This window comes from Mesorhizobium sp. J428 (genome assembly GCF_024699925.1).
GTDB lineage: Bacteria > Pseudomonadota > Alphaproteobacteria > Rhizobiales > Rhizobiaceae > Mesorhizobium_A.
On record NZ_JAJOMX010000001.1, the window covers coordinates 3,727,424 to 3,753,204 of the forward strand.

General features: G+C 63.2%; 25 protein-coding genes and 1 pseudogene. 10 read left to right on the top strand and 16 right to left on the bottom strand.

The window, feature by feature from the left end:
- Positions 1 to 231 precede the first annotated feature (231 nt).
- Together LRS09_RS18625 and LRS09_RS18630 are read right to left on the bottom strand one after the other, a co-directional pair.
- Positions 232 to 609, bottom strand: coding sequence for a nuclear transport factor 2 family protein (locus LRS09_RS18625; RefSeq protein ID WP_257808340.1), 378 nt, complete (start codon positions 607 to 609; stop codon positions 232 to 234).
- A 304-nt stretch (positions 610 to 913) separates the two neighbouring features.
- Positions 914 to 1,636 (bottom strand): SDR family oxidoreductase, encoded by a 723-nt coding sequence (locus LRS09_RS18630; RefSeq protein WP_257808341.1) that lies wholly within the window; start codon positions 1,634 to 1,636, stop codon positions 914 to 916.
- A 104-nt stretch (positions 1,637 to 1,740) separates the two neighbouring features.
- Here LRS09_RS18630 and LRS09_RS18635 point away from each other — a divergent pair, with 104 nt between their 5' ends.
- Positions 1,741 to 2,715, top strand: a complete 975-nt coding sequence (locus tag LRS09_RS18635; RefSeq protein ID WP_257808343.1) for a LysR family transcriptional regulator — start codon at positions 1,741 to 1,743, stop codon at positions 2,713 to 2,715.
- Positions 2,716 to 2,955: 240 nt separating this feature from the next.
- The gene (locus LRS09_RS18640) at positions 2,956 to 3,876 is read left to right on the top strand and encodes an AraC family transcriptional regulator (RefSeq protein WP_257808344.1); all 921 of its coding nucleotides are present in this window, start codon (positions 2,956 to 2,958) and stop codon (positions 3,874 to 3,876) included.
- Positions 3,877 to 4,022: 146 nt separating this feature from the next.
- Here LRS09_RS18640 and LRS09_RS18645 read toward each other — a convergent pair whose 3' ends face one another.
- From LRS09_RS18645 to LRS09_RS18665, 5 genes are all read right to left on the bottom strand, one after another.
- On the bottom strand, positions 4,023 to 4,838 hold the full coding sequence (locus LRS09_RS18645; protein WP_257808345.1) for an NAD(P)-dependent oxidoreductase: 816 nt from the start codon (positions 4,836 to 4,838) through the stop codon (positions 4,023 to 4,025).
- A complete protein-coding gene (locus tag LRS09_RS18650; protein WP_257808346.1) occupies positions 4,835 to 5,134 on the bottom strand; it encodes a MarR family winged helix-turn-helix transcriptional regulator in 300 nt (99 codons plus the stop codon). The genes LRS09_RS18645 and LRS09_RS18650 overlap by 4 nt, the downstream gene beginning before the upstream one ends.
- 447 nt (positions 5,135 to 5,581) lie before the next feature.
- The gene (locus LRS09_RS18655) at positions 5,582 to 7,762 is read right to left on the bottom strand and encodes a molybdopterin cofactor-binding domain-containing protein (protein WP_257808347.1); all 2,181 of its coding nucleotides are present in this window, start codon (positions 7,760 to 7,762) and stop codon (positions 5,582 to 5,584) included.
- Positions 7,763 to 7,765: 3 nt separating this feature from the next.
- Complete coding sequence (locus LRS09_RS18660) at positions 7,766 to 8,218, bottom strand: (2Fe-2S)-binding protein (protein ID WP_257808349.1); 453 nt, start codon at positions 8,216 to 8,218, stop codon at positions 7,766 to 7,768.
- Between the two features lie 41 nt (positions 8,219 to 8,259).
- Positions 8,260 to 8,673 carry a c-type cytochrome gene (locus LRS09_RS18665; RefSeq protein ID WP_257808351.1) on the bottom strand — a complete coding sequence of 138 codons (414 nt, stop codon included), beginning with the start codon at positions 8,671 to 8,673 and terminating at the stop codon, positions 8,260 to 8,262.
- 370 nt (positions 8,674 to 9,043) lie between these two features.
- Between LRS09_RS18665 and LRS09_RS18670 the strand changes: the two genes are divergently transcribed.
- From LRS09_RS18670 to LRS09_RS18685, 4 genes are read left to right on the top strand one after another with little or no spacing between them, the layout of a single operon-like run.
- A complete protein-coding gene (locus tag LRS09_RS18670; RefSeq protein ID WP_257808352.1) occupies positions 9,044 to 10,357 on the top strand; it encodes an MFS transporter in 1,314 nt (437 codons plus the stop codon).
- Positions 10,358 to 10,416: 59 nt separating this feature from the next.
- Entirely contained in the window at positions 10,417 to 10,785 is a 369-nt protein-coding gene (locus LRS09_RS18675) for a DUF1330 domain-containing protein (RefSeq protein ID WP_257808353.1), read from the top strand.
- A gap of 19 nt (positions 10,786 to 10,804) precedes the next feature.
- Entirely contained in the window at positions 10,805 to 11,785 is a 981-nt protein-coding gene (locus LRS09_RS18680; protein ID WP_257808354.1) for an SDR family oxidoreductase, read from the top strand.
- 3 nt (positions 11,786 to 11,788) lie between these two features.
- Positions 11,789 to 12,370, top strand: coding sequence for a DedA family protein (locus LRS09_RS18685; RefSeq protein ID WP_257808355.1), 582 nt, complete (start codon positions 11,789 to 11,791; stop codon positions 12,368 to 12,370).
- Between the two features lie 174 nt (positions 12,371 to 12,544).
- Here LRS09_RS18685 and LRS09_RS18690 read toward each other — a convergent pair whose 3' ends face one another.
- Positions 12,545 to 13,225, bottom strand: coding sequence for a TetR/AcrR family transcriptional regulator (locus LRS09_RS18690; protein WP_257808356.1), 681 nt, complete (start codon positions 13,223 to 13,225; stop codon positions 12,545 to 12,547).
- A 79-nt stretch (positions 13,226 to 13,304) separates the two neighbouring features.
- Here LRS09_RS18690 and LRS09_RS18695 point away from each other — a divergent pair, with 79 nt between their 5' ends.
- The gene (locus LRS09_RS18695) at positions 13,305 to 14,045 is read left to right on the top strand and encodes an SDR family NAD(P)-dependent oxidoreductase (RefSeq protein WP_257810257.1); all 741 of its coding nucleotides are present in this window, start codon (positions 13,305 to 13,307) and stop codon (positions 14,043 to 14,045) included.
- Between the two features lie 76 nt (positions 14,046 to 14,121).
- On the opposite strand, the gene LRS09_RS18700 is transcribed toward LRS09_RS18695, so the two are convergent.
- The 3 genes and pseudogenes from LRS09_RS18700 to LRS09_RS18710 all read right to left on the bottom strand — a co-directional run bounded on the left by LRS09_RS18700 (position 14,122) and on the right by LRS09_RS18710 (position 16,867).
- Positions 14,122 to 14,706, bottom strand: a complete 585-nt coding sequence (locus tag LRS09_RS18700) for an intradiol ring-cleavage dioxygenase (protein WP_257808357.1) — start codon at positions 14,704 to 14,706, stop codon at positions 14,122 to 14,124.
- A 48-nt stretch (positions 14,707 to 14,754) separates the two neighbouring features.
- A pseudogene (locus LRS09_RS18705) lies at positions 14,755 to 15,844 on the bottom strand (aldo/keto reductase).
- Positions 15,845 to 15,874: 30 nt separating this feature from the next.
- Positions 15,875 to 16,867: an MBL fold metallo-hydrolase gene (locus LRS09_RS18710; RefSeq protein WP_257808358.1), complete on the bottom strand. Its 993-nt coding sequence runs from the start codon at positions 16,865 to 16,867 to the stop codon at positions 15,875 to 15,877.
- Positions 16,868 to 17,041: 174 nt separating this feature from the next.
- Between LRS09_RS18710 and LRS09_RS18715 the strand changes: the two genes are divergently transcribed.
- On the top strand, positions 17,042 to 17,947 hold the full coding sequence (locus LRS09_RS18715) for a LysR family transcriptional regulator (RefSeq protein WP_257808359.1): 906 nt from the start codon (positions 17,042 to 17,044) through the stop codon (positions 17,945 to 17,947).
- A gap of 108 nt (positions 17,948 to 18,055) precedes the next feature.
- Here LRS09_RS18715 and LRS09_RS18720 read toward each other — a convergent pair whose 3' ends face one another.
- Complete coding sequence (locus tag LRS09_RS18720; RefSeq protein ID WP_257808360.1) at positions 18,056 to 18,391, bottom strand: Atu4866 domain-containing protein; 336 nt, start codon at positions 18,389 to 18,391, stop codon at positions 18,056 to 18,058.
- 102 nt (positions 18,392 to 18,493) lie between these two features.
- Between LRS09_RS18720 and LRS09_RS18725 the strand changes: the two genes are divergently transcribed.
- The gene (locus LRS09_RS18725) at positions 18,494 to 19,384 is read left to right on the top strand and encodes a LysR family transcriptional regulator (protein WP_257808361.1); all 891 of its coding nucleotides are present in this window, start codon (positions 18,494 to 18,496) and stop codon (positions 19,382 to 19,384) included.
- 116 nt (positions 19,385 to 19,500) lie between these two features.
- Here the strand turns inward: LRS09_RS18725 and LRS09_RS18730 are convergent, their stop codons facing one another.
- From LRS09_RS18730 to LRS09_RS18740, 3 genes are read right to left on the bottom strand one after another with little or no spacing between them, the layout of a single operon-like run.
- A complete protein-coding gene (locus LRS09_RS18730; RefSeq protein WP_257808362.1) occupies positions 19,501 to 20,385 on the bottom strand; it encodes a bifunctional 2-polyprenyl-6-hydroxyphenol methylase/3-demethylubiquinol 3-O-methyltransferase UbiG in 885 nt (294 codons plus the stop codon).
- An 18-nt stretch (positions 20,386 to 20,403) separates the two neighbouring features.
- Positions 20,404 to 22,116, bottom strand: a complete 1,713-nt coding sequence (locus tag LRS09_RS18735) for a solute carrier family 23 protein (RefSeq protein ID WP_257808363.1) — start codon at positions 22,114 to 22,116, stop codon at positions 20,404 to 20,406.
- A 33-nt stretch (positions 22,117 to 22,149) separates the two neighbouring features.
- On the bottom strand, positions 22,150 to 22,785 hold the full coding sequence (locus LRS09_RS18740) for a carbonic anhydrase (protein ID WP_257808366.1): 636 nt from the start codon (positions 22,783 to 22,785) through the stop codon (positions 22,150 to 22,152).
- 490 nt (positions 22,786 to 23,275) lie between these two features.
- Here LRS09_RS18740 and LRS09_RS18745 point away from each other — a divergent pair, with 490 nt between their 5' ends.
- Positions 23,276 to 23,602 (top strand): STAS domain-containing protein, encoded by a 327-nt coding sequence (locus LRS09_RS18745; RefSeq protein ID WP_257808368.1) that lies wholly within the window; start codon positions 23,276 to 23,278, stop codon positions 23,600 to 23,602.
- On the opposite strand, the gene LRS09_RS18750 is transcribed toward LRS09_RS18745, so the two are convergent.
- Positions 23,603 to 25,516, bottom strand: coding sequence for a PP2C family protein-serine/threonine phosphatase (locus tag LRS09_RS18750; protein ID WP_257808369.1), 1,914 nt, complete (start codon positions 25,514 to 25,516; stop codon positions 23,603 to 23,605).
- Positions 25,517 to 25,781: the final 265 nt, after the last annotated feature.

Below are 25,781 nucleotides of genomic sequence, written 5' to 3' on the forward strand. Positions count from 1 at the left end.
CACGCCGGATTGGGGGCGCCGCGTCAACGCAAGGGCCCCCAAACTGTCCGTCGTCAAAGGCCTTTGGCACAGCTGGCGGCGTAAATTAACAGACAGCCAGCCTCGTCTCCGGCCGGTTTCGGGCGGCAGGTTTGCGGGTCTTCATCTGTGCCATGGCGGATTCGCCACTGCCGCCCCTGAATCCGCGCTTTCCGATGGGCGACGTTTGCCTTGCCGCATGCTCACCTTGCCCTAGCCGCTTGTTCTATTGAGCAATACCCAGAGGCGCGAAATTCTCCCGTCGACGACTTCGGCCATATCAGCTCCCGTGACGGCAACCGGTCCGCCTTGGGGGCCGGCTTCCCAGTGCAATACACCCATGCCGTGATGCCCGACCGCGTTGCCGACAGGCGTGAAGCGGAAGTCGGGGCCGAACCGTTCCAGAAGAGCACCGGCGACGGCGGAGATTGCCGCGCGACCCTCCAGGACAGCGTCTGGCTCGTACATGATGGGATTCGCAACGAACAGTTCGCCGATCGCCGCTTCGCGTCGAGCGCTATCGCGTTCATTAAAGACGCGTGCGAGATTGCTGCCAAGCAGCGCGTTAAAATCGGGCTCATCGATCGACATTTGTCTATTGCCTCTTGTTGTGCGGGTCGAGCGGCAGCCTCGGGCCACCAGCGGCGCCGGACTGTCGGTTGCGGAATTCCTGTTTCAGGGGTGCAGAGCGCGCGCCTCAGCGGCGCCTCCCATGAAAGGGTAGTCTACATAGCTCTCCGGTCCTAGTGTGAACCACGTTCCACGAGCGTCGGGCAAGAGGGCGCGCATGCCTCGAGCACGAGTCATCGGCGCCATAAGGATGCGGTTGGGGGACGTCATGGCGTCAGGCCGAATCGGGTCGGGAAGGCTTGGCATAACAAATCCCCTAACAAGATCAGACCAGGCGGGAAGCGCCGTCGACGTGCAGGACCTCGCCATTCATGAAGCCGTTGCTCATGAGAAAGACGACGGCGGCTCCGACTTCGTGCGGCGTGCCGAGCCGATGAAGGGGGAGCTTTTCCTTCAGTGCCTCGACATATGCTTGGCGGCCGTCCCCCAGGGCGCGGGCGAGCAGCGGCGTATCGGTCGTGCCGGGCGCGATTGTATTGAAGCGGCGAGGCGCCATTTCCAGCGCCAGGCCGCGGCCGAGCGCCTCCATCGCTGCCGAGGCGGCAGCCAGCACCGCTGTGCCGTAAGCGGTCGGACGGTCGGACAGAGCGCCCGAGATGAAGGTCACCGACCCAGCGGCGTCGAGCCGGTCGCCCAGCGCGCGAAGTGCATGGACCGCTGCCCAAATGCGCTCATCGAACGCTCGCCTCAGATGCCCGACGTCAGCCTCCAGAATCGTGCCGGCGACGAAGGTGCCGGCCAGGAGCACCAAATGATCGACGCGATCGATCTCCGCGAGTGCAGCCGCAGTGGTTTCGGGCTTGGTCACATCGGCGGCACGCCAGCCGGCGAAGCCGTTCTCGGCGGCGATCCGCTCGGCACCGATGGCATCGAAGCCAATCACGATCACCGTTGCGCCCGCCGCCTTGGCTTGCTGGGCTGTCGACAGCCCGATGCCGGAGGTGCCTCCGAAGATGACGACGGAGCGATCCTTGAGCGTTTCATTCATGCGCCGGGCCTTGTTTGGAGCGCACAACGAGCGCAGCTGAAATGACCCTACGAAGAAGAGCGTAGCTTGATAATCTGGGCCGTATTCGCTTTAATTATTCCGCGATGGAACAAATCACTCTCGACCGCCTTACCGGCCTGATTGCCTTCGCGCGTGCCGGCTCGGTGGGCAGCTACACCGCGGCGGCGCGAACTTTGGGCGTCTCGCCCTCTGCGATCAGCAAGAGCGTGCAACGCCTGGAGCGTCACCTCGGCGTGCGCCTGTTCAGCCGGACGACCCGCTCGTTAACCCTCACGCCGGAAGGACGGGACCTTCACGAACGCACTCTTCGCCTGCTGCGCGAGGCGGAAGCAATCGAGCAAGCTGCGCTCGCCGCCCGGGCCGAGCCAGCCGGCGTTCTGAAGGTCACCGCGCCCCTGCCTATCGGGGTGCATATTCTGGCACCGGCCCTGCCGCGCTTCAGGGCGCGCCATCCAAAGCTTTCGATCGATCTGAGGCTGGGTGACCGCTTCGCCGACTTGATCGAGGAGGGCATCGACGTAGCCATCCGCGTTGGAGATCTCGCCGACTCCCGCCTGATCTCGCGATCACTCGCGCCGCACAATGTCTGCGCGTTCGCATCTCCAGATTATCTGGCGCGGCGCGGAACACCGCGGAGTCCCGCCGATCTCGACGACCATGATTGCGTGAATTTTCGTTTCCAAAGCTCGGGGCAGGCCCTGCGCTGGTCTTTTTCGCAAGGCGATCGCACCTTCGACATCTTGCCGGATGCGGCCATTATCACAGACGTCAGCGACGCGGTCGCGGCGATCCTGGCCGCCGGAGGCGGTATTGGAATTTCGCCCAATTACGTCGTCGCGAGTTATGTCGATAGGGGGAAGCTTGTCCCGCTTCTGCAGGACTATATCGCGCCGCGCTCCACGATCACCGCAGTCTGGCCCGAAAGTCGCCGGGCAAGCCCCAACGTCAAGGCATTTATCGATTTTTTGAGCGAGCTCTTCCCAGGTGAGACGGCTTGGGATGCCACGGTACGAGCGAAATACAGCGCGTCATCACTTCTCGCAGGCGACGTGCCGTAGCGTGGCGTTCGGCCGAGATGACGGCATGATTTGGTGCGGACTTGTTGTCGGCATACCGGCGGGCATGCGCATTGGATCAGTGCTCTGATCGGCACAGCGCCTGCGCAATCCCGGCGTATTGAATGGCGGACGATCAGGATGCGGAAGGCCTCGAAAAACTTGCCCAATCCTGCAGTTGGCGATATGTTTTCAATTGAGGGTCGGGTTCTGCGCTGGCCTTGAAACCTTCCGGAGGTGCGTGTGCCGCCATCGCTGTTCGGGGCAGTCACCGCCTATATCGAGGCCCAGGGTGGAGGGCAGGGCGTGTTCCCGACGCCGCTTGGCGGCTTCAATATCGTCCGCTCCTTCAAGGAAAGAATGCGGATGCGGCAGGTTTACAAGCCGTCCATCTGCGTCGTGCTCCAGGGAGCGAAGGAAATCATCCTCGGGGAAGACACAATTCGTTACGGCACAATGGAGTGCCTGGCAGTCGGCATGACGCTGCCGGCGACGGGGCACATCGTCGAGGCGAGCCCGGATGCGCCATATACCGGCTTAACCCTTGAGCTGGACGTGGCCATGATCCGCGACGTGCTGGAACAGCTCGAAGTGCCTCCGGCGCCCCCGACCGGTTCCGGTCCGTGCCTGTTCGTGCGGCCGGTCGATGAGCCTTTGGCCGAGTGTGTCTTCCGCCTTCTGCGGATGTGCGAGACGCCACAGGCAATCCCGATCCTCTTTCCGTCCGTCATGCGCGAGATCTGCTACTGGCTTTTGAGCGGTCCGAACGGCGGCGAACTCTGCAAGCTGGTCGAGCCCGAGTCGAACACTGCGCGGATCGCGAAAGCCCTTCATCTCATGCACGAGGACATCGCCCGGACGCTGCGTATGGAGGAATTGGCGGACGTGGCGCGAATGAGCCTTTCGTCGTTCCATCAGCATTTCAAGGCGATGACTTCGATGACGCCGCTGCAGTTCCAGAAGCAGTTGCGTCTTCTCGAGGCACGGCGCCTGATGGTGACTGAGGACGCAAGCGTCACCGAGGCCGCCTATCAGGTCGGGTACGAAAGCGCGTCCCAGTTCAGCCGCGAATATTCCCGGACGTTTGGCATCGCTCCGAAGCGCGATGTCATGAACCAGCAACGCCTGTACAGCGAATATGTAGGCAGAATGCAGACTGCATAGTTGCTAGACCATGCCTTGAGAGGGACTGCTCCCGTGAACAATGCCAGGAGCGGCTCTTTCGGTGATCCCGATCGCTTGTCGGCTTATGCGATGTCTCGGACCTGGGCGCCGTCGCTCAACTGGCGGCGGTCCTGCCAAGCGCGGCTTCACATCAGCCTTTCCTGCACGGCCTGATAGACAGTCCGCACGACCGGCTGGAAACCAAGCTTCCGGGCAAGCGAGACGTCCATGTGCAGGCGCCATGGATTGTCGAGCGGGGCAGAGGACGGTTCCATCGTGCCTCCAACGAGCCCGACAAGCTCATAGATAGAGGTGGGAGCCTCATCGGCGATGTTGACGATGCGCCCGTCCATCGCGCCGGTCAGCGCCAGGCTCATGGCGGTGGCGATGTCGCGATGATGGACCAGGCTCATCCGCTGGGCGGGATGCATTTTGAAGCTGGTCACATGACGGGGCAGTTCTTCCAGATGCCCGTCCTTGTCGCCATAGACGAAGCCGAACCGCTGGATGGACCAGTTCAGCCCGCTTTCGCGCAGCGCCTTCTCCGCAGCGAGCTTGCTGGCGGGGTAAGCCTGTTGAGGATCGGCGGCATCGTCCTCCCGGCCCGGGTGCGGACTGTTGGCGTCATAGACATTGGATGTGCTCGCCAGGATGAAGCGCGCTTCGGGCGCTCGCGCCTGCGCCGCCGCGATGAGATTGCGCGTGCCTTCGAGGTTGCTCTTCCAGATCAGGTCGGTGTCGGGCGTCCGGAAAACGGCTGCGAGATGGATGATCGCCGATACGCCCTCCATCGCTTCCGTGAGGGAGTCAGGATCGAAAAGGTCCGCTCCGATGGTGCTTACGCCGGCGGGCGCCTCTTTCCCGCTGCGCATGATCGCGCGGCAGTTCACGCCCGCTTCGACAAGACGGGGGAGCAGACGGGCTCCGACGAGACCCGTTGCGCCGGTCACCAGGACGGTCATGGATAGGTTCCTTTCTGAAGAAGGGTCTCGAGCCGCTGTGTCGCGGTTTGGAGAACCTTGATTGCGGTTGCGATTTCGGCGTCGTCGACGCCATCGAACGCGACTGAGCGAATAAAGTTGAGATCCGGCAACTCGCCCCAGAGCTTGGCGCCGGCGGCCGTCATGCGGAGAAGCTTTTGCCGCTGGTCGACCTCATCGGCCTCTTGCGCAACCAACCCCTTGCGCACCAGCGTTGCGACAATGCCGGTCATTGTCGCTCGCTCGATCTCGAGCAGCCGCACGAGATCGCGCTGCATGGTCGGCCCGCTCGTTGCGAGCTGGTACAGCACGTGCCCACTGGACGGAGCCGAGATCGTAGGGGCGCAGAACGGAATCCATGACCGCCCGGCCGGCGAAGTAGCACCGCTTGGCCCATGCTCCCACCAGCTCGCGGCCCGAAGCTCCTCGTTCGTCGACCAATGCAGTACCTCAAATCTGTTTGGTACCTAATCAATATGCTAGGTACCAAACAGATGTCAATCGGTGTGCTTGATCATCATCGAGCGCCGGGCGTTCCGGAGGGGGACCACCGGAGTTCACACGCTCTGCGACTTGTCCCACTCCATGTTCCGCTGTGGATACGAGCTGGCGCTGCTTGCATTTTGCTCTGACAGACACCCAAGGGCTGCCGCGCTCGAAAGGCGCGACAATCCGAGTGCGGCGTGGACTATGGCTGCCGGTAGCGCGGTTTGCCCAACTCTCCCTCAGGCGCGACCGCCCGGAAAGGGCAGATGAGTCCCGGCTATGCCAGTCAGCGCGCGCAAGGCATTTGCGATGGCCGGCGCCGTCATGGGCACGCCGATCTCGCCACCACCGCTGGGTGCCTCACCCGATTCTACGAACCGCACTTCGATCTCAGGGATATCGGACATCCGGATCGGCTCGTAATCGTAGAAGTTATTCTGATCGATCTGTCCTGCGGTAAAAGTCGAACGCTCGCGAAGGACGCTCGACAGGCCGAACATGACGCCGCCCTCGACCTGGGCGCGGTAGGCCTGCGGATGGATCACCACTCCGGGATCGATGGCGGCCCAGAAGCGGTGGACGCGCAGCTGCTCGCCCTCATAGGAGACCTCCGCCACGCCTGTCGCCAGCGTCTTCTTGTAGCCCGCAAAGGCCAGACCGTGTGCCCGCCCCTCGGGCGCATTTCCGAAATCGGCCATCTCCACGGCCGCGTCGAGCACAGCGAGCGCACGTGGCGACCCGGCGAGCAGTCTGCGCCGGTAGCTGACCGGGTCTACGCCTGCGCGGCCGGCGAGCTCGTCCAGAAAGCACTCCCGGGCAAAGCAGTTGGGCGCCCAGCCAATCCCGCGCCAGGCAGAAAGTCGCGACTGCCGCGGGACAAGGACATGCTCCGCCTGAAATGCGGGAAACGCATAGTCCGAGCTTTCGCTGCCTTCCATCACCAGGGGGTCGCGGCGGGTCTCCGGATTCCAGCGGTCCGGCATCGCGAACTGAAAGATCGAAGGCGAGGCGACCCGGTGGCGTAGGGCTGTAGGATAGCCCTCGGCGTCCACCGCCGCATCCAGGCGATGCACAGTCGCCGGGCGGAGCCAGCCATTCTTGACATCGTCCTCGCGGGTCCAGACCAGCTTCACCGGCCGTCCGGAAGCCCGCGACAGCAGCAGCGCGTCGCGCATCTGCTCACGGGCGAAGACCGTCCGTCGACCGAAGGCGCCGCCCATCTGCATGGCATGGAAGCGGATGCGGTCGGGCGTGGTGCGCAAGACCGCGGCCGCCACCATGATCGAAGCCGTCTGGCTCTGGGTGCCCAGCCATATCTCCGCGCCCATCCCGTCCGCGTCGACCGATACAACAGCGTTCAGCGGCTCCATCTGGGCGTGATAGACGTGTTCCGTGGTGTAGCGGCCGGTGACGACGTCGGCGCCGTTGAAGCTATCCGGGATGTTTCCACGAGAGGCCCAAACAACGGCATCGGCCGACATGTCGTCGGCCGCCCCGGCCAGGGCAATCAGTTCGTCGGCGCTGTTCGCGTTGCGGAATGGCGAGGTCTCGGTCCAGCTGACATCCAATGCGTCACGCCCGGCGACCGCCGAGGTGAAGCTCTGCGCGAGCACGGCCACGGCATGATCCATCACGATCACATCCACCACGCCGTCGACTGCGCGCGTGGCCGCATCCGAGATCAGGGTCGGCGTCTCGCCCTCGACCGGCGGCAAAAGCTCGACGGCATAGACCATGCCCGGCACTTCCACGTCGATCGAATACACGGTCTTTCCGGTGGTCTTGTCGGGAATGTCCAGCCGCTCGACATCCGTGCCGATGATGGTCCACTCGGCACGCGGCTTGAGCTCGGCTTCCGGCATCTCGCCGCTTGGCCAGGCCGATCTTGGCAAGGCAGCGACGTCGCCATAGAGCATGGACGATCCGCTTGCGGCGTGGGAGATCGTGCCGCGTCGGGTGGTGATCTCTCCGGCCGGGACGCCCCAATGCGCGGCGGCGATCTGGATCAGGATGTGGCGCGCCTGCGCTCCGGCTTGCCGCAGGTGAGAGAAATAGCCTTCCACGGACGAACTGCCGGCCGCGAAGAGGATACCGCCGGCATTGGGGTTGCCATAGACACCCGCCGGATCGGAACTGACCTGTTCGGAAGAGACGGTGGACCAGTCCGCATCCAGCTCCTCGGCGATGATCATCGGCAGGGCGGTGTTGACGCCCTGGCCCATCTCAGCGGGGCCGAACATGATGGTCGTGCGGTTGTCGGAGGTGATCGTCACCCAGGCATTGATCTTGGCATCAGCTGTCGATTGTGCCTCGGCCGTGGTCGGCAGGAGAGAAACGCCGCCCGTGGCCAGGAAGGCGAAGGTGAGGGCGCTGGCCCCCTTGAGGAAACCGCGACGCGTGGGGTGTGAGGGCTCGGTCATGGATCAGCTCTCCCGAGCCGCGCGTTCGATCGCGCGGATGATGCGCGGATAGGTCCCGCAGCGGCAGAGGTTGGCCGACATCTCGTCGACGATTTCCTGCCGGCTGGGTTTGGGATTGTGTGCCAGAAGCGCGGCCGCGCGCATGATCTGGCCCGACTGGCAATAGCCGCATTGCGGCACCTGCTCGACAATCCAGGCCTGCTGGACTGCGTGGTCACCGCCGGCCGACAGACCTTCGATCGTGGTGATGGTGCTGCCTTCGGTATCTCCAAGCATCACCTGGCATGAGAACGTCGCTTGCCCGTCGACATGGACCGTGCAGGCGCCACACATCCCGGCGCCGCAGCCGTAGCGGGTGCCTTTCAGGTTCAGTTCGTCCCGGAGGGCCCACAGAAGCGGTGTGTCGGGACTGGCGTCGACTTCGACCGTTCTGCCGTTGACGTTGAGATTGATCATGTTGGCTCCTTGCGTACGTGTTGCGCTTGTGGCTTTCGAGATCACTCCCCGTCGCTGCTCTCTCGAAGGAACGAGATGATTGCAGCTCGCTGCGCCTGATCGGCGACGCGAACGGCCATGGTCGTGCCGGGAACGGTGCGGCGCGGGTCGCCCAGGAAACTGTCGAGCGTCTCTTCATCCCAGACGAGGCCTGCGTCCTGCATGGCTTGCGAGTAGCGCGCGCCGGTCAGGCTTCCCGCCTCCCGCCCGAACACTCCGGCCAGAGAAGGACCTGTCCCGCGACCTCCCGTGTCGATGCTGTGGCAGGACGCGCAACGTTGCCGGAACAGGCGTTCGCCATCGGCGGCGGCTTGCGCATGTGCCGACTGCCAGGCCCCCGTGGTGAAGAGCGCCAGGAGGCCAACGGTTGTGAACGACAGGCCGGACGCGCCGTATCGCTTGACTGAACTGTCCATTGCGCGTCCTTTTTTCATCGGCAGTCCTAACGCTGAGCATCCTGCGGTCGGGCAGAATTGCCCGAAGCGGAAAGACGCTATGAAATCGAACGATTGAGGCGCGCTTTGTGCGTCCGGATCGACGCGAGCTGCGCTGTTTCCGCCAGGAATGTAAGCTCACCATCGTCAGGCACTGGATGCCTGAAACTTGGAAAAACTTGCCTAAAACTGCAGCGGCCGATCACGTAGTCGTCATTGCCGACGCATCCCGCCGCGCCACCCGCCTGCAGACGCCGTTTGCAGGATTAGGCAAATTTCTTGAAGGTTCGGGCATTCTGATCATTGGACGCTCCCCTTAGCCTGTTAGGCGACAAGCGAGAGCAGTCCAGGAATGACAGAGACATCAGCGCGATCAACGGCAACGGCGATAACGCGATCCCATCACGCTGACATTCCCAGCGATGCATATGCCGAAGGCTGGCGCCTCTCGGCCATTTGCATTGTTCTGGTTCTCATCAACGCGTTCTCTCAGATCGATCGAATTCTGCCATTCATTCTGGCCGAGTCCATCAAGGCCGACCTGGACTTGAGCGATACACAGATGGGCCTGCTCACCGGCCTGGCATTCGCCGTCTGCTATGCGCTTCTGTCATTGCCACTTGCACGGGCGGCCGATCGAGGATCACCGAGGTTTGTGCTTGTCTCCTGCATCCTGCTCTGGAGCACGATGACTGCGCTCGGCGGATTCGCGGCAAGCTTCCTGTTTCTGGCCCTGACCCGATTTGGCGTCGCGTTTGGCGAGGCAGGCGCGGTCCCTGCCGGACATGCGCTGATTGCGAGAAGGATCCGGCCCGAACGACGTGGTTTCGTCATCGGATTGTTCGCCATGGGGATCCCGCTCGGCACGATGGCCGGCTTTGCCGCCGGCGGCGCAATCGCCGACACCCTGGGCTGGCGCACCGCGCTGATCGGTGCCGGGGCGATCGGCATCGTGATCGGGCTCGTGACGACCCTTGTCGCCGGTCCTACCCCGCCCCTCCGTCGTCCTGCGGACGACAACGAGCCGTTCCTGCGTACCGCACTCAATCTGCTGGCTACTGCGCCATTTCGTTGGCTGTTCGCCGGCGCCATATTCATCGGCTTCGCTTCGGCACCGTTCTACGCATTCATCGCGCCGTTTCTCATTCGCTCCCACGGCTACAGTGCCAGCGAAGTGGGCCTCTCCTTCGGGCTTCTGCAGGGGCTGATGGGCATTGTGGGCGCGTTGGGTGGCGGCCGCTGGTTTGACCGCGTCGTACGATCCGGCACGGGCAAGGTCCTCGGACCTCCGGCAATTCTCCTGCTGCTTGCCAGTCTGACGACGACAGCCGCGCTGTTCATGCCCGCGGGATGGATGTCGATCGCGCTTCTCGTCCCATGCATGCTGTCCTTCTCCTTCATGATGCCCTGGGGGTTCGGCGCCGCGCATCTCGTTGCCGGCCCTGGCCGGCAGGCGCAGGCATCGAGCCTTGTGATGATCGGCATTGGCCTGGTCGGCCCGGCGCTGGGGCCAGTCCTCGTCGGCATCATCAGCGACGCAGCTAATGCGGCGAGCATTTCCAACGGCTTGGGGCTGGGATTGCTGATCGTGCCGACCGGCAGCGCATTGGCCGGTCTAGCCTTCCTGGTCGCGAACCAGCGCGTCGCAGATTTCCTTCGAAAGTAGCCGCAGGGAACGACCGGACCCAGGCGGCCTCCTTCCATCACCACAGACCCGAGATTGGCATGCTTACTCTCATTGAAAATGCACTCGAAGACTTCCTGGACGAAGACGACGGACAAGCCATCGTGATGTTGAATCTCCTGCGGTTCCGAGAGGACGGCGGCAGGGAGCGATACATGGAGTACCTGACCGTCGCCACGCCGATCGTCGCCCGTTTCGGGGCGGAGATCGTCTATGTGGGCGATGGCCTCCCGGCGCTTTCGGCGGAGCCCGGACAAGCCTGGGACGCCGTGGCCCTCGTCCGCTACCCCAACCGCCGGGCTTTCGCTGCCATGGCAATGGACGCCGACTACCGGGACAAGGCAGCGCCGATGCGCGAGGCGGCACTGGCTGAGGCCGTATTGCAGCCTCTCCAGACGGCTTCAGCGTAAAGCTACGAAAGGGTTCCAGATGCGAAAGAATTGGACCACTCAAGACATGCCGTCGCAGAGCGGCAGGACAATCGTCGTTACGGGCACCGGTGGCCTCGGCTTTCACGATGCACTTGCGCTTGCGCGCGCAGGCGGCGACATCATCATCGCCGGGCGAAACCCTCGCAAGGGAAGCGACGCCGTCGCCCGCATCAGACAGTCCGTGCCCCACGCGAGCGTGAGCTTCGAACCTGTCGATCTCGCGGATCTGATGTCTGTTGCCGCATTCGGGCAGCGCTTGCGCGAGCGCCGCGAGCGGATCGACACGCTGATCAACAATGCCGCCGTCATGGCGCCGCCGCAACGCCAGACCACGGCGGACGGCTTCGAGCTTCAGTTCGGAACCAACTATCTCGGCCACTTCGCGCTGAGTGCGCATCTTTTGCCGTTGCTGAGGCGTGGGCAGGACCCTCGCGTTGTCACCCTGTCCAGTATCGCCGTGCGCCGGAATGCCGCCATCAACTTCGAGGATCTCCAGGCCGAAAAGGCCTATCAGGCCATGCCGGTCTATGCGCAATCCAAGCTCGCCTGCCTCATGTTTGCCCTGGAACTCCAGCGCCGGAGCGACGAAGCCGGCTGGGGCCTGACGAGTATCGCTGCCCATCCCGGGATTTCGCGAACCGACCTTCTGCACAACGCCCCGGGCAGGCACAGTGCTCAGGGACTGTTGCGATCGTTCCTGTGGTTTCTGTTTCAGCCGGCGGCGCAGGGAGCTCTGCCCACATTGTTCGCAGCCACGTCACCTGACGCCAGAGGCGGCAGGTATTACGGGCCCGACAGGTTTTCCGAGACACGCGGCTATCCGAGCGAGGCGGCAATCCCGGCAGCCGCACTGGATTTGCACGTCGCCCGGCGGCTCTGGGACGTGTCGGAAACGCTGGCGGCTGTAGATTTCGCCGCTGCGGCGGCAACATCTCTCCACACCAGTCAGAGCGGGTCCAGTCTTGCCGCGAAGGCCTGAGGGATGGACCCGCTCGGGAGCCTCGTCGACTGGATTGCACTCTACGGACTGATTGGCTTGTTCGCTGCAGGGCTGGCGGAACGTTTCATACCTGCCTTGCCCTCCCATGGTATGTTGGTTGCGATCGGCATTGCCGCGGCCGGAGGAAGTTGGTCGCTGCCCGCCGCTTTCATCATGACGACCTGCGGAAGCTTGTTCGCCAGTCTGGCCCTGTTTCTCGTCGTCCGGGCTGTCGGGCAGGACATGTCCGCCAAGCTTCTGTATGGAATTGGGCGGCTCCTGCGCCTGCCGTCGGAACGCATCGACAGGATGCTGGGCTCGCTGCGGGCGCATGACCGGAGCCTGTCCCTGATTGCGCAGATTGTCCCGACTGTCCGTTTCGTCGCGCCGCTGGCTGCTGCACTTGTTCGCCTGGATGCGTGGCGCTTTGCGGCCGGCACTCTGCTGGGCATCGCCCTGTGGAATGGTGTGTTCCTCATTGCGGGCTACGTGGCCGCGCAGTCGATCCCCGACATCAACGCATCAGCCTTGGCCATTAAATTCCTGCTCTTCGTCCTCGCGGTTGAGACATTGTCGGTATGCTGATCTGGCGGCTGCTTGGGAGAACCAGTTGGCGCCAGGCCTCCTCTGAGGATCAGGCATGCTGAACAGTTTATCGGAGACCCTCCGGTTCTTCCGGCCCGCGCTGCCTCCTGCCGCCGTTTACGTGCCACGACCGCCGGCAGCCGCTGTCGCGATAGCGTGTCGCTTCTGTGAGGATCAGGTCTTGTCCTGTATCCCGTGATCAATCGTGGCCGTGATCTGGTCCCAGCCGGCCAGGGCGATCTCCGCAATGGCCGCGAGTTCGGCGCGATCCGCTCCGTCACGGGCGCGGATCGCCATGCCACTTTGTACGGTCTGCACAAACCTCGCCAACTTGGTCGTGTCTGCCGTGGCCTGGAGATCCCCGTCGTCCTTTGCTTTGTCGAAACGGGCCTTGAGGAGATCGAAGCCCCCTGCACGGGTGGTTCGCATGAACTCGCCGAGTTCGGAATGTCCTTCGCTGCCCACCGTGGCGAGCGTCGCCATGCATCCATGCGGCAGATCGCAATCGCCACCCGTCATGGCCACGGCGGAATCCTGGAGAAACGCCAGAGCCGCCTCTCGCGCGGTCGTGGCCTTCTGGAAACGGGTCCAGACCAATCCCTGGTAGGTCGTGTAATAGTATTGGAGCGCTTCCGCGTAGAGCGCGTCCTTCGAGCCGAAGGCCGCATAGAGGCTCTTCGTTCCGATCCCCATCGTATCCGTCAGATCAGCGATTGAGGTCGCCTCGTATCCCTTGATCCAGAACAGCCTTGTCGCGGCTGCGAGCGCAGCCAGGCGATCAAATTCCCGCGGCCGACCTCGGGTGGGACCTGTCGGCGTCGGGTGCTCCGGAGAGGTTGGGAATTTATTATGCATCGAACGATGCATAAATCAGTTGACGACGCTTTGCAATGGATCTACAGATTAATGCATCGATCACTGCATAAAAGGAACGATTATGGAATTGCTTGGAAAACGCGCTCTGGTGAACGGTGGCTCACGCGGAATAGGGGCTGCGATCGCGATTGCGCTCGCCGAGAATGGGGCCGATGTCGCGCTTACCTATCAGCGCTCAGCGGATCGGGCTGCGGCGGTGGTTCGGTCGATCGAGGAGAAAGGCCGGCGCGGGCTTGCCATCAAGGCGGATAGTGCCGACCCGAAAGCCATCATTCGTGCCGTCACCGAGACTGTCGAGACGCTTGGAGGTCTTGATATTCTGGTCAACAGCGCTGGCATCGGAACGGCCGGGATGACCGCGGACCTGTCGTTGGCCGACTTACAAGCCATGCTTGATATCAACGTTCGCGCACCAGTCCTCTTCGCCCAGGCAGCGATCCCTCACCTATCGTCAGGAGGCCGGATCGTCTCCATCGGTTCTTCACTTGCCGAGCGTGTTCCATTCCCCGGGGTGACGGCCTACGCCATGTCGAAGTCGGCACTTCTGTCGTTCACACGAGGCCTTTCGCGCGAACTCGGCCCCCAAGGTATTACCGTGAACCTCGTTCTGCCGGGGTCGACTGATACGGAGATGAACCCGGCCAATGGCGAGAATGCCGACTATCAGCGGAGCCTGACGTCACTGGGTCGATTTGGCGAGCCCGGTGAGGTCGCCAGCGCCGTCGCGTTCCTTGCCGGCCCCACCGCAAGTCTGATTACGGGTGCGGTCCTCAATGTGGACGCCGGCTTCAATGCCTGAGCTAGCCCGCCATCTTGGCAAGTCGCCCGGGGTGCCGATCCTGCCGGCACCTTCCGGCCGAACGGACTTGGTTCATTCAAACGACGAAATCGAAACGTCCGAACCGTCCGTCGCCGGTTTCCTTCATGTCGAGGAGAAGTGTCTCGTGAAAGAGGCGATCTCCGACGTTTCCAGCCTCGCCGGGAAAATAAAGCTGGGTGGTGAGGACGCGGCCACCCGGGCTCTGGACCTTGAAATGGAAATGACGCGTTCGGCCGGGATATAGCGCGGGCACGATGGTGTTGAACCACCAGCGCCCCTGCACGTCGGTGAACTGATGTCCGCGAAGGCGGAAGCCAACGCTGTCGTACTCGCCGTTTTCGTCCGCATGCCAGATTTCGACCAGGCATCCGGCGAGAGGCCGGCAGCGCCTATCGAGGACAAATCCGGCAACCGTTATCCGTTCACCGTCCAGGGCGTCTGCATGGAGTTCGCGATTGTGCGGAGAATTCGGCTTGAAGAACGGACCGGCTTCCCGTTCGAGGGTGAGGTCGTCTGCGTCGCGACATTCCAGGGTCAGAGGAAGTTCAGGGCCCGCTTGCGCGAATGCCTTCGCTCGGGCGGCGTGGATCAGAGGCAGGGTTAGAAATGCGATCAACAGGGATCTTCGGCTTGACGGCAAGGTCGGTCTCCAGGTCTCGAACTCAGGGGCATCGCATGCACTGATCGGTCATTGCAGTCGTCGCACGGCGTTGGCCTGCGCCTCCCGGATCAGACCGGAGTACATGTTCTCCTTGCCGGGATACCAGGGCATGGAACCGATCGAGCCGAAGCCGGGGATCGTCTCCATATGAGCGACCATGCGGGCGCGCATGCGTTCGTCGGGAAGCGGCCCGGTCATCGCCTGGACATTGTCGCTCATGTGATCCGGGTTCGACGTGCCGCATAAGTGCGCTGGTGACCGCCGGGTGCGCCATGACCCATTTCAGGAAGAACTGCGCCCAGCTCGTCGCGCCGAACTCCTCGGCGAAACCGGGAAGCGCATGTCCCTCGACCACCTTCATCAGCCGTGCCTTTTCGAGCGGCAGATTGATCAGCACGCCGACGCCCTTGGCGGCGGCCGCAGGAAGCAGGCGGCGCTCGGCATCGCGGTTGAAGATCGAGTAGTTGGTCTGGATGAAATCGACGTCGTCGCGTTCGACGATCGCCAGGAGTTGCTCCTGCGCAGCCGATTCGTGATGGGTCACACCCACATGGCGGATCAGGCCTTCCTTCTTCCAGGACTTCATCAGCGGGACGATGACCGGCGCATTGGTGATGCTGTGGCACTGCATGAGATTGATCGTGTCGCGCCAGGTGCGAAAACGCGACTGCCGGAAGCTCTCGACCGCATGGCTTTCGTCGCCGAGATATTCGCCCGTGGCCCAAACCTTGTTGGCGAGGAACATCTCGCCGGACCCTTCGAACTCGCCCATGAACTGGCCGACGCTGACTTCGGCCGAGCCGTAGAGCGGTGAGGTGTCGACGACGCGGCCGCCGGCTGCGACGTAGCGCTCGAAGACCTGACGAAGCGCGTCGCGGCTGTCGCCGGGCTTCAGGTCGAAGGTCAGGAAGGTGCCGAGGCCGAGGGCGGACACCCGTTCACCGGTGCGGGGAACGGTACGGGTCAGCACCTCGGCGTTGGTTCCGGAGGTCGACGCCGCCGGGCCGGTAGCTTGGGCCTGCGCTGCCACGGTGGTCGGGGCGGCGAGGGCCAGGCCGGTTGCCGTTGCGCCGACCGTGCCGAGAAAGCTGCGACGATTGATGTTTGACGAGGTCATGAGAGGTCTCCTGCTCGGCTGTCGCTGAATTCAGAACTGCCAGTTGGTGGGAACCCACGCGTAGCCGCCATCTGTCTTCAGCATCCGGCCAAGGCCGGGGAAGGGGAAGTGGAAGCCGAGCACCGGAATGCGGTCGGTTGCAGCCCTGTCGAAGATGCGCCGGCGGGAGGCGAGGGCCGTTTCCTTGTCGCGATCGGGTCCGGGCAGCCAGGGATTGTCGACGTTGACGACCGGGTGATAGGCGAGGTCGGCCGTCAGCAGCAGTTGATCGCTGCCAGAGTGGACGAGGAAGGTTGCCATGCCCGGCGTGTGACCGGATGCGACGAGGGTCGTGAGACCCGGCACAATCTCGGCACCGGCTTCATAGAGCTCGACATTATTCATGACTGGCTCGAGGCTGTTCTTGATGTTCGCCGCGAAGCGCAGGCGGAACTCTTCGGGCACCGGCATGTAGGAGAGATCCGGATCGGCGCGGACGAAGAAATCCCAGTCCGCCTTCGGCATGAAGACCGTCGCGCGGGGGAAAGCCCTGCCGCCGTCAGCGGTGCGGAGGTTGCCGACATGGTCTGGATGGGTGTGCGAGATGACGATCGTGTCGATATCTGCCGCGCCCAGGCCAATCGCCGCGAGGTTTTCGAAGATGCGGCCGCCGTTCGGACCCATCGTCTCCCCGGCGCCGGCCTCGATAAGAATCCGCCGCCCGCCGGTTTCGATCAGGAGCGTATTGAGGTTCAGCGTCATATGGTCGGTCGCAAGGAAAGCTTGCCGCAGCACCGCCTCCAGCTCCGCCTCGGGCGCGTCGCTTGCATAGACACGCGGAGGGGCGCCTATGACGCCGTCGCTCAAGACGGTCGCGCTGATCTCGCCGACGCGGAAGCGATAGTGACCGGCATTGCCCCTCAGCGAAGGCGCGGCCTGGGCATTCGCGCTGCCGAAGCCGCCCAAAGCCGGGACGACCATGCTCGATGCACCTGCGACAGCGGACAGCATGATGGCGCGTCTGTTGAGAGTAAAGGCACTCATCGGTTTTCCCTTCTTGCTGCGGCGCGCTCCTGCTCCTTCATTTGCCCCGGGCCGAAAATGGCTGGCGAAGGGAAGCAGGCAGGGCGCGATGTTTAACTCGCACCCACCATGACATCAGACGATTGATCGGATAAGACGTGCAAATGTGATCAGCTTGATTAGGGATACTTCCCAATGAATCCTGTTCGCCTGGACAGCTTTGATGTGTTCGTCTCGATCGTCCGCTGCGGTGGCTTCCGGGCGGCGGCGCTCGAGCGCGGCGTGTCGTCATCGGCGCTGAGCCAAACGGTGAACGCGCTCGAAGAGACCCTGGGCATCCGGCTCCTCAATCGCACGACGAGAAGCGTGTCTCCCACGGAGGCCGGGAAACGTCTCCTTGAGAGGTTGGCGCCCGCGCTGAGCGACATCAGGCTAGCGATCGCGGAAGTCGACGAGTTGAGGGACACTCCGTCCGGAACGCTCCGGATCAATGCCCCCGCGCCAGCGGTCGATCATTTTCTTTGCCCGTTGGCATTCGACTTCATGGATGCCTATCCCGAGGTGAGCATCGAAATCATCAGCGACGCGGCGGTTATCGACATCGTGGAACAGGGCTTCGATGCAGGCGTCAGATTCGGCAAGCAGCTGGCGCAGGACATGATCGCGCTGCCGCTTGGTCCGCCGCTTCGCTATGCGATCGTCGCGTCACCGGATTACGTCGAAAAGCACGGGCAACCGAAGGTACCGCACGATCTCGTCAGTCATGACTGCATCAAGCGGAGATTTCCCGGAGGCACTTTGGTCACCTGGCGATTTGCCGACGGAAACGAAGAGATAGAGCTTACTCCCAAGGGCCGCCTGATGGTCAGTTCGGCGCATAATGAGTTGCAGGCGGCGCTGGCCGGCAAAGGAATAGCCCATATTTTCGATGACTATGCCAAGCCCCATATCCTGAACGGCGGGCTGGTGGAGCTCCTCTCCGATTGGAGCCCGACCTTGCCGCACTGGTTTCTGTATTATCCGAGCCGCCGCCTCCCGAGCGCTACAATGCGCGCGTTTCTCGATTACGTGAGGCGCTACGACTGGCGGGCCCGAACGTGACGGCCCTGCCGTGGCGAAGCTTGGACGGCCTTCGAGGACGTCAGACCTCAGACACCCGACTGTCCAGCCGCTAGAGGCATGCGCGTCGCTTCCGCTGCTTGGGGGGCGTCAGGGCCTTGCGACTGGATCCGCTCGACGGCGCAATACCATGCCGCCGTGATGCAAGGTGTCGGGGTCCACGAAGTCGCCGTCGGCGGTGAAGCCGGTGTCGTCCCAATATTCGATATGCGTGCCGGTCACCTCGTAACGGCCTTCATAGGCGCGCTCGCGTGAGCCGCGCGCTTCGACATAGCGGCCGTTGGGCAGGAGCTCGTGGCGGACACGACCATCGTCGGTCACCCACATGCCGGCATAGGGATGGTTGGTTCGCAAGGCGGGCTCCTCGGCATGTACGGATGGGCTCAAGAGTGTGGCGGTCATCAGGACTGCAAATGCATGTCGCATGGTCGGGCTCCTGGATGTCACTCTGCTGACCGGAAGCTAAAGACGACTGGAAAGGATGACAATTTGCCTAATCGTGAATAGGTCGGTAATCTCACATTACCAATGGCTGCCGATCTCACGGGCATCTCTGTCTTTCTGGCCGTCGCGGAGATGCGAAGCTTCCGCGCGGCCGCCGAGCATGTGGGTGTGACGCGCCCGGCGGTAAGCCAGGCCATCCGTCGCCTCGAAGATCGCCTTGGCGTCGCGCTGATCCAGCGCACGACGCGAAGCGTCAGCCTTACCGAGGCCGGCGAGCAGCTTTTCCAGCGCGTGGCGCCGGCCATTGCGGAAGTCGGCCTGGCCTTGGACGCCGCGGCGGATCGGGACATCGCGCCGAGCGGCCTTTTGCGGCTCGCGGTATCCTCGATCGCGGAACGGTTCATCTCGGGACCGCTGCTGGTCGGCTTCGCGGACGCCTATCCGGCAGTCCGGATCGATGTGACGGTGACGGACGAGGAATTCGACATCGTGGCGGAGGGCTATGATGCCGGGGTGCGGCTTGGCGAGGTGATCGACCAGGATATGATCGCCATCCCGGTGTCGGGCGAGCAGCGCCAGACCGTGGTCGCCGCACCTGCCTACATAGAGCGCTTCGGGAAGCCTTCGCATCCGTCCGAGCTCGCGCAGCATCGCTGCATCGGCTGGCGTCCCGCACCCCAGACGGCACCTTACCGCTGGGAATTCGGCGAAGAAGGGCGCGAATACGACGTCTCCGTCAATCCGGAGATCACCACCAACGACATGTGGCTGATGATCCGTACGGCCTGCGCGGGCGGAGGGATAACCTTTGGCATGGAGGAGACCTTCAGGCCCTATGTCTCATCCGGCCAGTTGGTGCCTCTGCTCGAAGACTATTGCCCGCCCTTTGCAGGCTTTTTCCTATATTTCCCCAACCGTCGGAACCTTGCCCCGAAGCTTCGGGCCCTGGTCGACCATGTGAAGCGGTGGCGATAGCGACAGGGGATTGCCGGGGCAGCTCCGGCGATTCGACGGCGACCCGCTCAACTGTCTAACTGCACGATCGTTGTCATCACGGTCACGACGCGTATCAGCCAGCAGGCCAGGCTCGTTCAGTTTCGGGGACGCGCGATCACCAGATAGCCGTAGCCCAGGTCGGCGGGCAGCGCGCTGCATGCCAGGTCGTCGATCAGCGCCAGCGTTTTCGATTTCGTGACGACGGTCTCCGGCAGCATGCTTTCGCTCGTCATCCGCTCGATCACATAGCCCGCCTCGGTAAGATCGGCCTGGATCTCGCCCCCGTGGAAAAGGTGGTAGAAAAGCGGAACGGTGCCTGCGTCGGACACCCGTTCGTACTGGATGTCACCTTCTTCGAATTCTCCGGCCTGCACGCGGGGTGCATATCGGGCTTGCTCGGCCCGAAAACGCCGCATCGCATTGGGCAGACCGAGAACCAGGTGGCCATGCGGCAATAGCGCGTCGCGCAGTTCCAGGAGCAGCGCCATGCGCCGAGAGCGCCCGGCCACATGGCCCAGCACACCGAAGCCCAGCAAGGCGACGTTGAAACCACCATCCTCGCTGACCTCGGTGCGATAAATCGCATCGCCGGGCTCGCATATCACGACACGGTCGGCGAGGTTCATGTCGCGCGCGCGATTCGCCAGGGTGACGCGTGCGGTGGTGCTGATGTCGACGGCGACGACGTGAGCCGCGTGCGATTTCGCCAGGCTAAGGCAATAGCGTCCCTCGCCGGCACCGTAGTCGAGAAGGCGGCCCTCGATGGGAAGAAGCTGTTCCAGCGTGCGCAGGGTTCGCCTGTTCGGCCGGGGGTAACGCGACTGGTAGAGGCCGGAGGCGAAATAGGTGTCATAGCTCTTGCCTATGTCGACCTTCTCGCCGCCGCCCGGTTTCGCGTCCGCGCGAGGCGGCGTCGCGGGTATGCCGGCCTCATCCTGAGGCAAAGGCGTTCGCTGGGGCCGAGGCCTGGTAGTCTTCATCGCCGTTGTCCGCCCTCTTCAATCCTTGAATGTCAGGCGCAGCTCGGCTTGGTTGCCCACCGTTCGCGTCCGGACGCCGTCGGCAAGGCGATTGATGAGATAGCCGGCCATGTGGCGCGGGGCATCGACATCCTCGATCATCTCTTCCGCGCTCGGGCGCCGGTTGGAGAGTTCCGAAAGCGTCCCCTTGTAGCGAACGAAGATCGTCAGGTTGTGCTCGTCCAGCTTGGTTTCGATCTCGACCGTCTCGCAGTCGTCGGCGAGCATGTGGTTGTCCATCAACAATTCGAAGGTCTGCCAGGAGGCGAGTTCGGCTCGCTTGATCGACTCGTGACGTGCCCCCCAGATGCGGCCCTGGCTTTCGATGAATTCGATCATTTCGTCGAAATGCGTCGAGGCAACCGTGAAGACCCTGCGTGTCCGGCGACCGATGCCGATGCGGAAAATGGACTGGAGGATCACCGCCAAAGTCAGCACGAGCGCGAACTGGGAAAAATCGAAATAGCGGGCGACCGGGAGCATGTTGTCCAGGCTTTCCCGGATATCGCCATAGGTCAGGAAGACAAGCATCGGTATACCGATGGCGAGCGTGCGGCGGTTGTCCAGCATCCGCAAGCCGATCATCTGGATGCCGCCGATCGTGGCGAAGGACGAGAGAAACAGGAAAAGTGCGCCGAGCACTTCGGGCGGCAGGATCATCCACGCGACGATGATCTTGGGGCAAAGGGCAATCACGAGCAGCAGGCCCGCGGTCCAGGCGGCGAGATGGCGGCTGGTGCAACCAGAAGCAAGCGCCAGGCTCGCCGCGCCGCCGCTGGCGACCATCGGCAGCGCGTTGATGGCCGAGGCGAATATCTGCGCCAGCCCTTCGGCGCGCACGCCGCGACCGATGGACTCGAAATCCGGTCGCGAGAAGTCGGCGTCGTTGAAGCGCTGCGCCGCGATCTGCACTCCCATGGAGGTCAGCGACAGCGAAAAGCCGGTCACGATGGCCGGCACCAACAAGTCCGGGTCGAACTGCCAGCCGAACTGCTGCAGGGAGGGCAGGCGAAAGAAGCTGGCGTTGTTGAAAACCGCGAGATCGGAGGGCAGCACGATGCCGGCCGCAAAACTGAGAAGGAGGCCGACGCCCAACCCGGTGACGGTGGCGAACAAGCGAAGAGTGCCCTTCACCCAGACATTGCAGATGACCATCACCGCCAGCGTCGCTGCCGCGATGCCGATACGCTGGGGGGAGGGGCCAGCCCCGTCATCCACGGAGAAAATCAGCTTCAGCCCGATCACGCCAATGCCGGAACCGATCAACAACATGGCAAGGCCGGCCACTTCCACCGTGAAGATCGCCTTCAGGCGTCGGATGATGAAGCTGAAAATGATCATCGACAGGCCGCAGATCCCGAACATGCCGAAGCCACCGGGAAGCCCCGATGTCGCCGTGGCGAGGGCAAGGATCGGCAATACGGAGGTCGTGCCCTGGACGGGAAGAAATATGCCGGCGCCGATGCCGAAGCGGCCAAGCGACTGGAGAAGCAATGCCGCTGCCGAATAGATCAGGCTGCAGGCCGCGAGATTGAGGAACTGGATGTGATCCATGCCTGTGGTGCGGGCAAACAGGGCGGGCACGGCCATCAGCGCACCGAGGAAGGCGGCCTGCTGCAGTGCCAGGCCGAGTGCGAAGCGCGCGGGCGGCACTTCGTCTATCCAATAGAGAAGAGTGTCCGGACGGCGCATCGACAGTCTTCCAGGCTGGTCGGCGGTTGGGGGCTAACTCACAGGCAACAGGGGGATGCTCTCGCCCGCCCTCGTCTGCCACAGATCTCCTGTCTCGAGGTCGAACCACCAACCGTGCAGTTGCAGTGTTCCTTCATCCACGCGCTCGCGCAGCCACGGATAGGTCAGCAAGTTCTTGAGAGATCCGGCGATCGCCGCCCGTTCCACCAGGAAGGCGTTTTCCCGCAGCAGATCCAGCGAGACTTCGCGTCGTCCGCCTTGGGTATCGGGGTCATTGACGTGCAGCCTGCAGGCATCGATGGCGATTTCCACCCAGTCGTTGATGAAGTCCCGCGCCATACGCTGGCCACTGGCGCCGTTGATCAGCGCCTTGATGCCTCCGCAATGAGCGTGGCCCATCACGACGATGTGGTCGACCTTGAGGTCGCGGACCGCATATTCGATAGCCGCGCCCGTGCCGTGCAGCGAGGGACCCGGCTGATAAGGGGGAACCAGATTGGCGACGTTGCGCACCGTGAACAGTTCACCCGGCTTCGCGCCCGAAAGGATGGCCGGATCCACCCGGCTGTCCGAACACGAGATCATCAGGGTTGCCGGCGCCTGGCCGTCCTCGACGAGCGACTGCATGAGGCCAGCTTCACGCCCGTAATGGCTGGCCTTGAATGCCATGATGCCCGCGGTGAGGTGGCTGATGTCGCGGCAGGAGCAGCCTGGAAGTTGATCTACGCCCACATTCGTCCCCTGTGCCAGTCGTCGGATGAGAGGCCCGTAGACAGAACCGCCATCCTGCCGCAGAGGCAGGTTCGCAGCCTTTGCAGCCAAGACATGGAATGTGGAGAGAAAACGTGAAGATTTTGTTCCGAAGCGCAGCGGAAATCCGGCAGCGTGCCGATAGCCGCTGTTTCGTCACCTTGCCTTGAAACCGGCTCGACGCCGTTACCTGAAGGCAGGCAGCAAGACTATGAGCACCGGCGTTAATTTTCCGCATCGCCGGCGGACTCCGACTCGTCTGCAATGGCCGGCGATGGTCTACCCCCGCCGCGGATCGAAGTTTTGTCGTCCTAACGGAACACTTCGCTTCCAGCTTGCGTGGAATCTTTACCTTTCGGAGACAAGAGACAATTGTCCTTTCCGGGATTCAACAGGAATCAGGTTTGTCATGGGCATCACATTCGAAAGGGTGGGCAACGCGACCGTCGCCAGCCTGCAGGGGCGGCTCGACAGCAGCAACTCTTCCGCTGTCGAGACTGAACTCTTTAGTCAACTGGGCGATGGCGGTTTCGTTCTGGATGTCAGCAAGCTCGACTACATTTCAAGCGCGGGCTTGCGGGTGGTTCTCGTCGTGGCCAAGCGCCTGAAGCAGTCGGGCAGCGCGTTCCTACTGGCTGGCATGCAGCCGCATATCCGGGATGTGTTCGAGATTTCCGGCTTCCTCAGCATTCTCGCCGTGGCGGAGAATCGCGACGAGGCGCTGACGCGCCTCTGATCAGGACTGGCTGCTGCGCGGACCATTGTAGCGGATGACAAGGCAGGTGATGTCATCCGACTGTTCGGCGGCGCCGACGAAATCGCCGACAGCGTTTGTGACATCGGCAAGCACGAGTTCGACGGTCAGCCTATGCGCATCGGTCAGTGCGCTACGCAGACGCGCCTCGGTGAATTCCCTCCCTTCGCCGTCCATCGCCTCCGATATGCCGTCGGTATACAGAAACAGCGTGTCACCCTCCGTCAGGATCACGCTCTTTTCCGCATAATCAAGTCCGGGCGCCACCCCCAATGCTACGCCTCCGGTGCGCGGCAGGTCCTGCACGCTGCCGTCCTGGCGCCGGATGACCATTGGTGGGTTGTGCCCGCCATTGGCATAGGTCAGCGTGCCGGTTTCCGTGTCGAGAATGCCGTAGAAGGTGGTTACGAACAGGTCCATCGGGTTCTGCCCGCACAGCATCGTGTTCGCCGCCGCGAGGCAGGCGCCGGCCGAGCGGTTCTCACGCGCGCTGGACTGCAACACGGTGCGGGAGATCGCCATGAAGAACGCCGCCGGCACACCCTTGCCCGAAACGTCGGCGATCACGATGCCTAGATGGCGGTCGTCTATGGTGAAAAAATCGTAGAAGTCGCCGCCAAGTTCGCGGGCGGGAATCATCGTCGCGTTGCCCGCATAGGAAGGGTGCGCGGGCAGCCCCTGCGGAAGGATTGCGGCCTGAAGGGAGCGTGCCGCATCGAGCTCCGCCTCGACCCGACGTTTGGATTCCTCCAGCAGTCTGTTCTTCTGCTCCAGTTCCGTCGTGCGCGCGCGGACCTGGGCCTCGAGATGTTCCTCGCGAGCCTGGACCTCGATTGCCATGTGCTGGAATACGCGGGCCAGCGTGCCGAGCTCATCGGCCCGCCCGGCAAGCGTGTTCAGGCTTTCCGGGCGAAAGATGCGGCTGTCGATTTGCGTTGCGGCCGCGGTCATTGCGGAGACCGGGCGGGCGATGCGGCCGGCAAACAGTCCGGCGACGCCGACGCCGACCGCAAGCACGAGACCTGCGGCAAGCATGCCGTAGTAGAGATAGTCGAGAAGCATGTCCTCCAGCCGCTGCGTCGACATCGACAGGACGGTTGCGCCAATGGTGATGCCGGCCGTATCGCGGATGGGCGCGGCCACGAGAAGACGACCTTGCCCGAAGTCGAAGTCGGCGGCGGTGCCTTCGATCGCCCTCGCCGCGAGCCTGCCGGCGGCCGCCGGCATGTCGTCGCCCACCGAAGCCATCGATACCTGCGCGTCGTCGAAAACCTGTATCGCCCTTATCCCGTCACGATTGATCAGCGCGGCCAGGAGAACTGGCAGGCTGTTGGCGGCGCGCACCGGGTCGAGAACGGCATCTGGTTGGCCGGCAATCAGCGCCCGCCCGCCGTCCACACGCACGCCGACGTAGCGGACGCCGTCGATCGCTCCGCCGAGCGGCAGGCGGAAGCGGCGGCCGCTCGTCAAGGCATCCAGCGCTGCACGAGGCAGGCCGTCTGGAAGGCTCTCGCCGCTGACCACCGCTCCATAGTCGCCAACGGAACTTGCCAGCACCGTAAGGTCCTTGTCGACGAGCCAAAGCGAGGAGATATTGCCGCGTGCAGCGACTTCCGCGAGCAGGTTTCCGAAGTCCGGACTGGCCTGCGCCGGCATGCTGGCAATGGCGAAAGCCAATGTGGAGAGATCGTCGACAAGGACCGACTGCATCTCCTCCAGCGATATCTCGGTGAGGCGGGCGCTTTCGGCGACAATGCGGGCGACGGCCTGCGCCTGCGCCTCGGCCTGCTCGATGAGCGCGTGTCGTCCGAGCCAGCCGAACACGACGCTGATTGTGATGATCGCCAGCGTGATGCAGGCGGCGACCATGAGGATGAGGCGCCGGGTCAGGGTCACGCCCCGCCTCCGTCGGCGGGCGCCTTGATCTCTTCCTGTATTATGGCGATCGTCCCCAATGTCGCTGCGAGATCGAGTCGGCGTTCGAGCGGAGGGGCACCAGCCATGAGGCGTCGCTCCCCTCGGTGAGGAGATATCCTCTTGATCTTGAACGAGACCGGGTAGGGCTGTCGCAAAGCCAAAGACATTTTGAGGGTAACACGATTCATGCGTTTCGACGCATCCTCTCAGCAGCATCGACGTAATTTATGAACGAGTGTGTTTC

Bases quoted from the DNA above. Each gene is read 5' to 3' on its own strand.
- LRS09_RS18625 (WP_257808340.1), bottom strand. From the start codon at position 609: ATGTCGATCGATGAGCCCGATTTTAACGCGCTGCTTGGCAGCAATCTC.
- LRS09_RS18630 (WP_257808341.1), bottom strand. From the start codon at position 1,636: ATGAATGAAACGCTCAAGGATCGCTCCGTCGTCATCTTCGGAGGCACC.
- LRS09_RS18635 (WP_257808343.1), top strand. From the start codon at position 1,741: ATGGAACAAATCACTCTCGACCGCCTTACCGGCCTGATTGCCTTCGCG.
- LRS09_RS18645 (WP_257808345.1), bottom strand. From the start codon at position 4,838: ATGACCGTCCTGGTGACCGGCGCAACGGGTCTCGTCGGAGCCCGTCTG.
- LRS09_RS18650 (WP_257808346.1), bottom strand. From the start codon at position 5,134: ATGCAGCGCGATCTCGTGCGGCTGCTCGAGATCGAGCGAGCGACAATG.
- LRS09_RS18655 (WP_257808347.1), bottom strand. From the start codon at position 7,762: ATGACCGAGCCCTCACACCCCACGCGTCGCGGTTTCCTCAAGGGGGCC.
- LRS09_RS18660 (WP_257808349.1), bottom strand. From the start codon at position 8,218: ATGATCAATCTCAACGTCAACGGCAGAACGGTCGAAGTCGACGCCAGT.
- LRS09_RS18665 (WP_257808351.1), bottom strand. From the start codon at position 8,673: ATGGACAGTTCAGTCAAGCGATACGGCGCGTCCGGCCTGTCGTTCACA.
- LRS09_RS18670 (WP_257808352.1), top strand. From the start codon at position 9,044: ATGACAGAGACATCAGCGCGATCAACGGCAACGGCGATAACGCGATCC.
- LRS09_RS18675 (WP_257808353.1), top strand. From the start codon at position 10,417: ATGCTTACTCTCATTGAAAATGCACTCGAAGACTTCCTGGACGAAGAC.
- LRS09_RS18680 (WP_257808354.1), top strand. From the start codon at position 10,805: ATGCGAAAGAATTGGACCACTCAAGACATGCCGTCGCAGAGCGGCAGG.
- LRS09_RS18685 (WP_257808355.1), top strand. From the start codon at position 11,789: ATGGACCCGCTCGGGAGCCTCGTCGACTGGATTGCACTCTACGGACTG.
- LRS09_RS18690 (WP_257808356.1), bottom strand. From the start codon at position 13,225: ATGCATAATAAATTCCCAACCTCTCCGGAGCACCCGACGCCGACAGGT.
- LRS09_RS18710 (WP_257808358.1), bottom strand. From the start codon at position 16,867: ATGAGTGCCTTTACTCTCAACAGACGCGCCATCATGCTGTCCGCTGTC.
- LRS09_RS18715 (WP_257808359.1), top strand. From the start codon at position 17,042: ATGAATCCTGTTCGCCTGGACAGCTTTGATGTGTTCGTCTCGATCGTC.
- LRS09_RS18720 (WP_257808360.1), bottom strand. From the start codon at position 18,391: ATGCGACATGCATTTGCAGTCCTGATGACCGCCACACTCTTGAGCCCA.
- LRS09_RS18725 (WP_257808361.1), top strand. From the start codon at position 18,494: ATGGCTGCCGATCTCACGGGCATCTCTGTCTTTCTGGCCGTCGCGGAG.
- LRS09_RS18730 (WP_257808362.1), bottom strand. From the start codon at position 20,385: ATGAAGACTACCAGGCCTCGGCCCCAGCGAACGCCTTTGCCTCAGGAT.
- LRS09_RS18735 (WP_257808363.1), bottom strand. From the start codon at position 22,116: ATGCGCCGTCCGGACACTCTTCTCTATTGGATAGACGAAGTGCCGCCC.
- LRS09_RS18740 (WP_257808366.1), bottom strand. From the start codon at position 22,785: ATGGCATTCAAGGCCAGCCATTACGGGCGTGAAGCTGGCCTCATGCAG.
- LRS09_RS18745 (WP_257808368.1), top strand. From the start codon at position 23,276: ATGGGCATCACATTCGAAAGGGTGGGCAACGCGACCGTCGCCAGCCTG.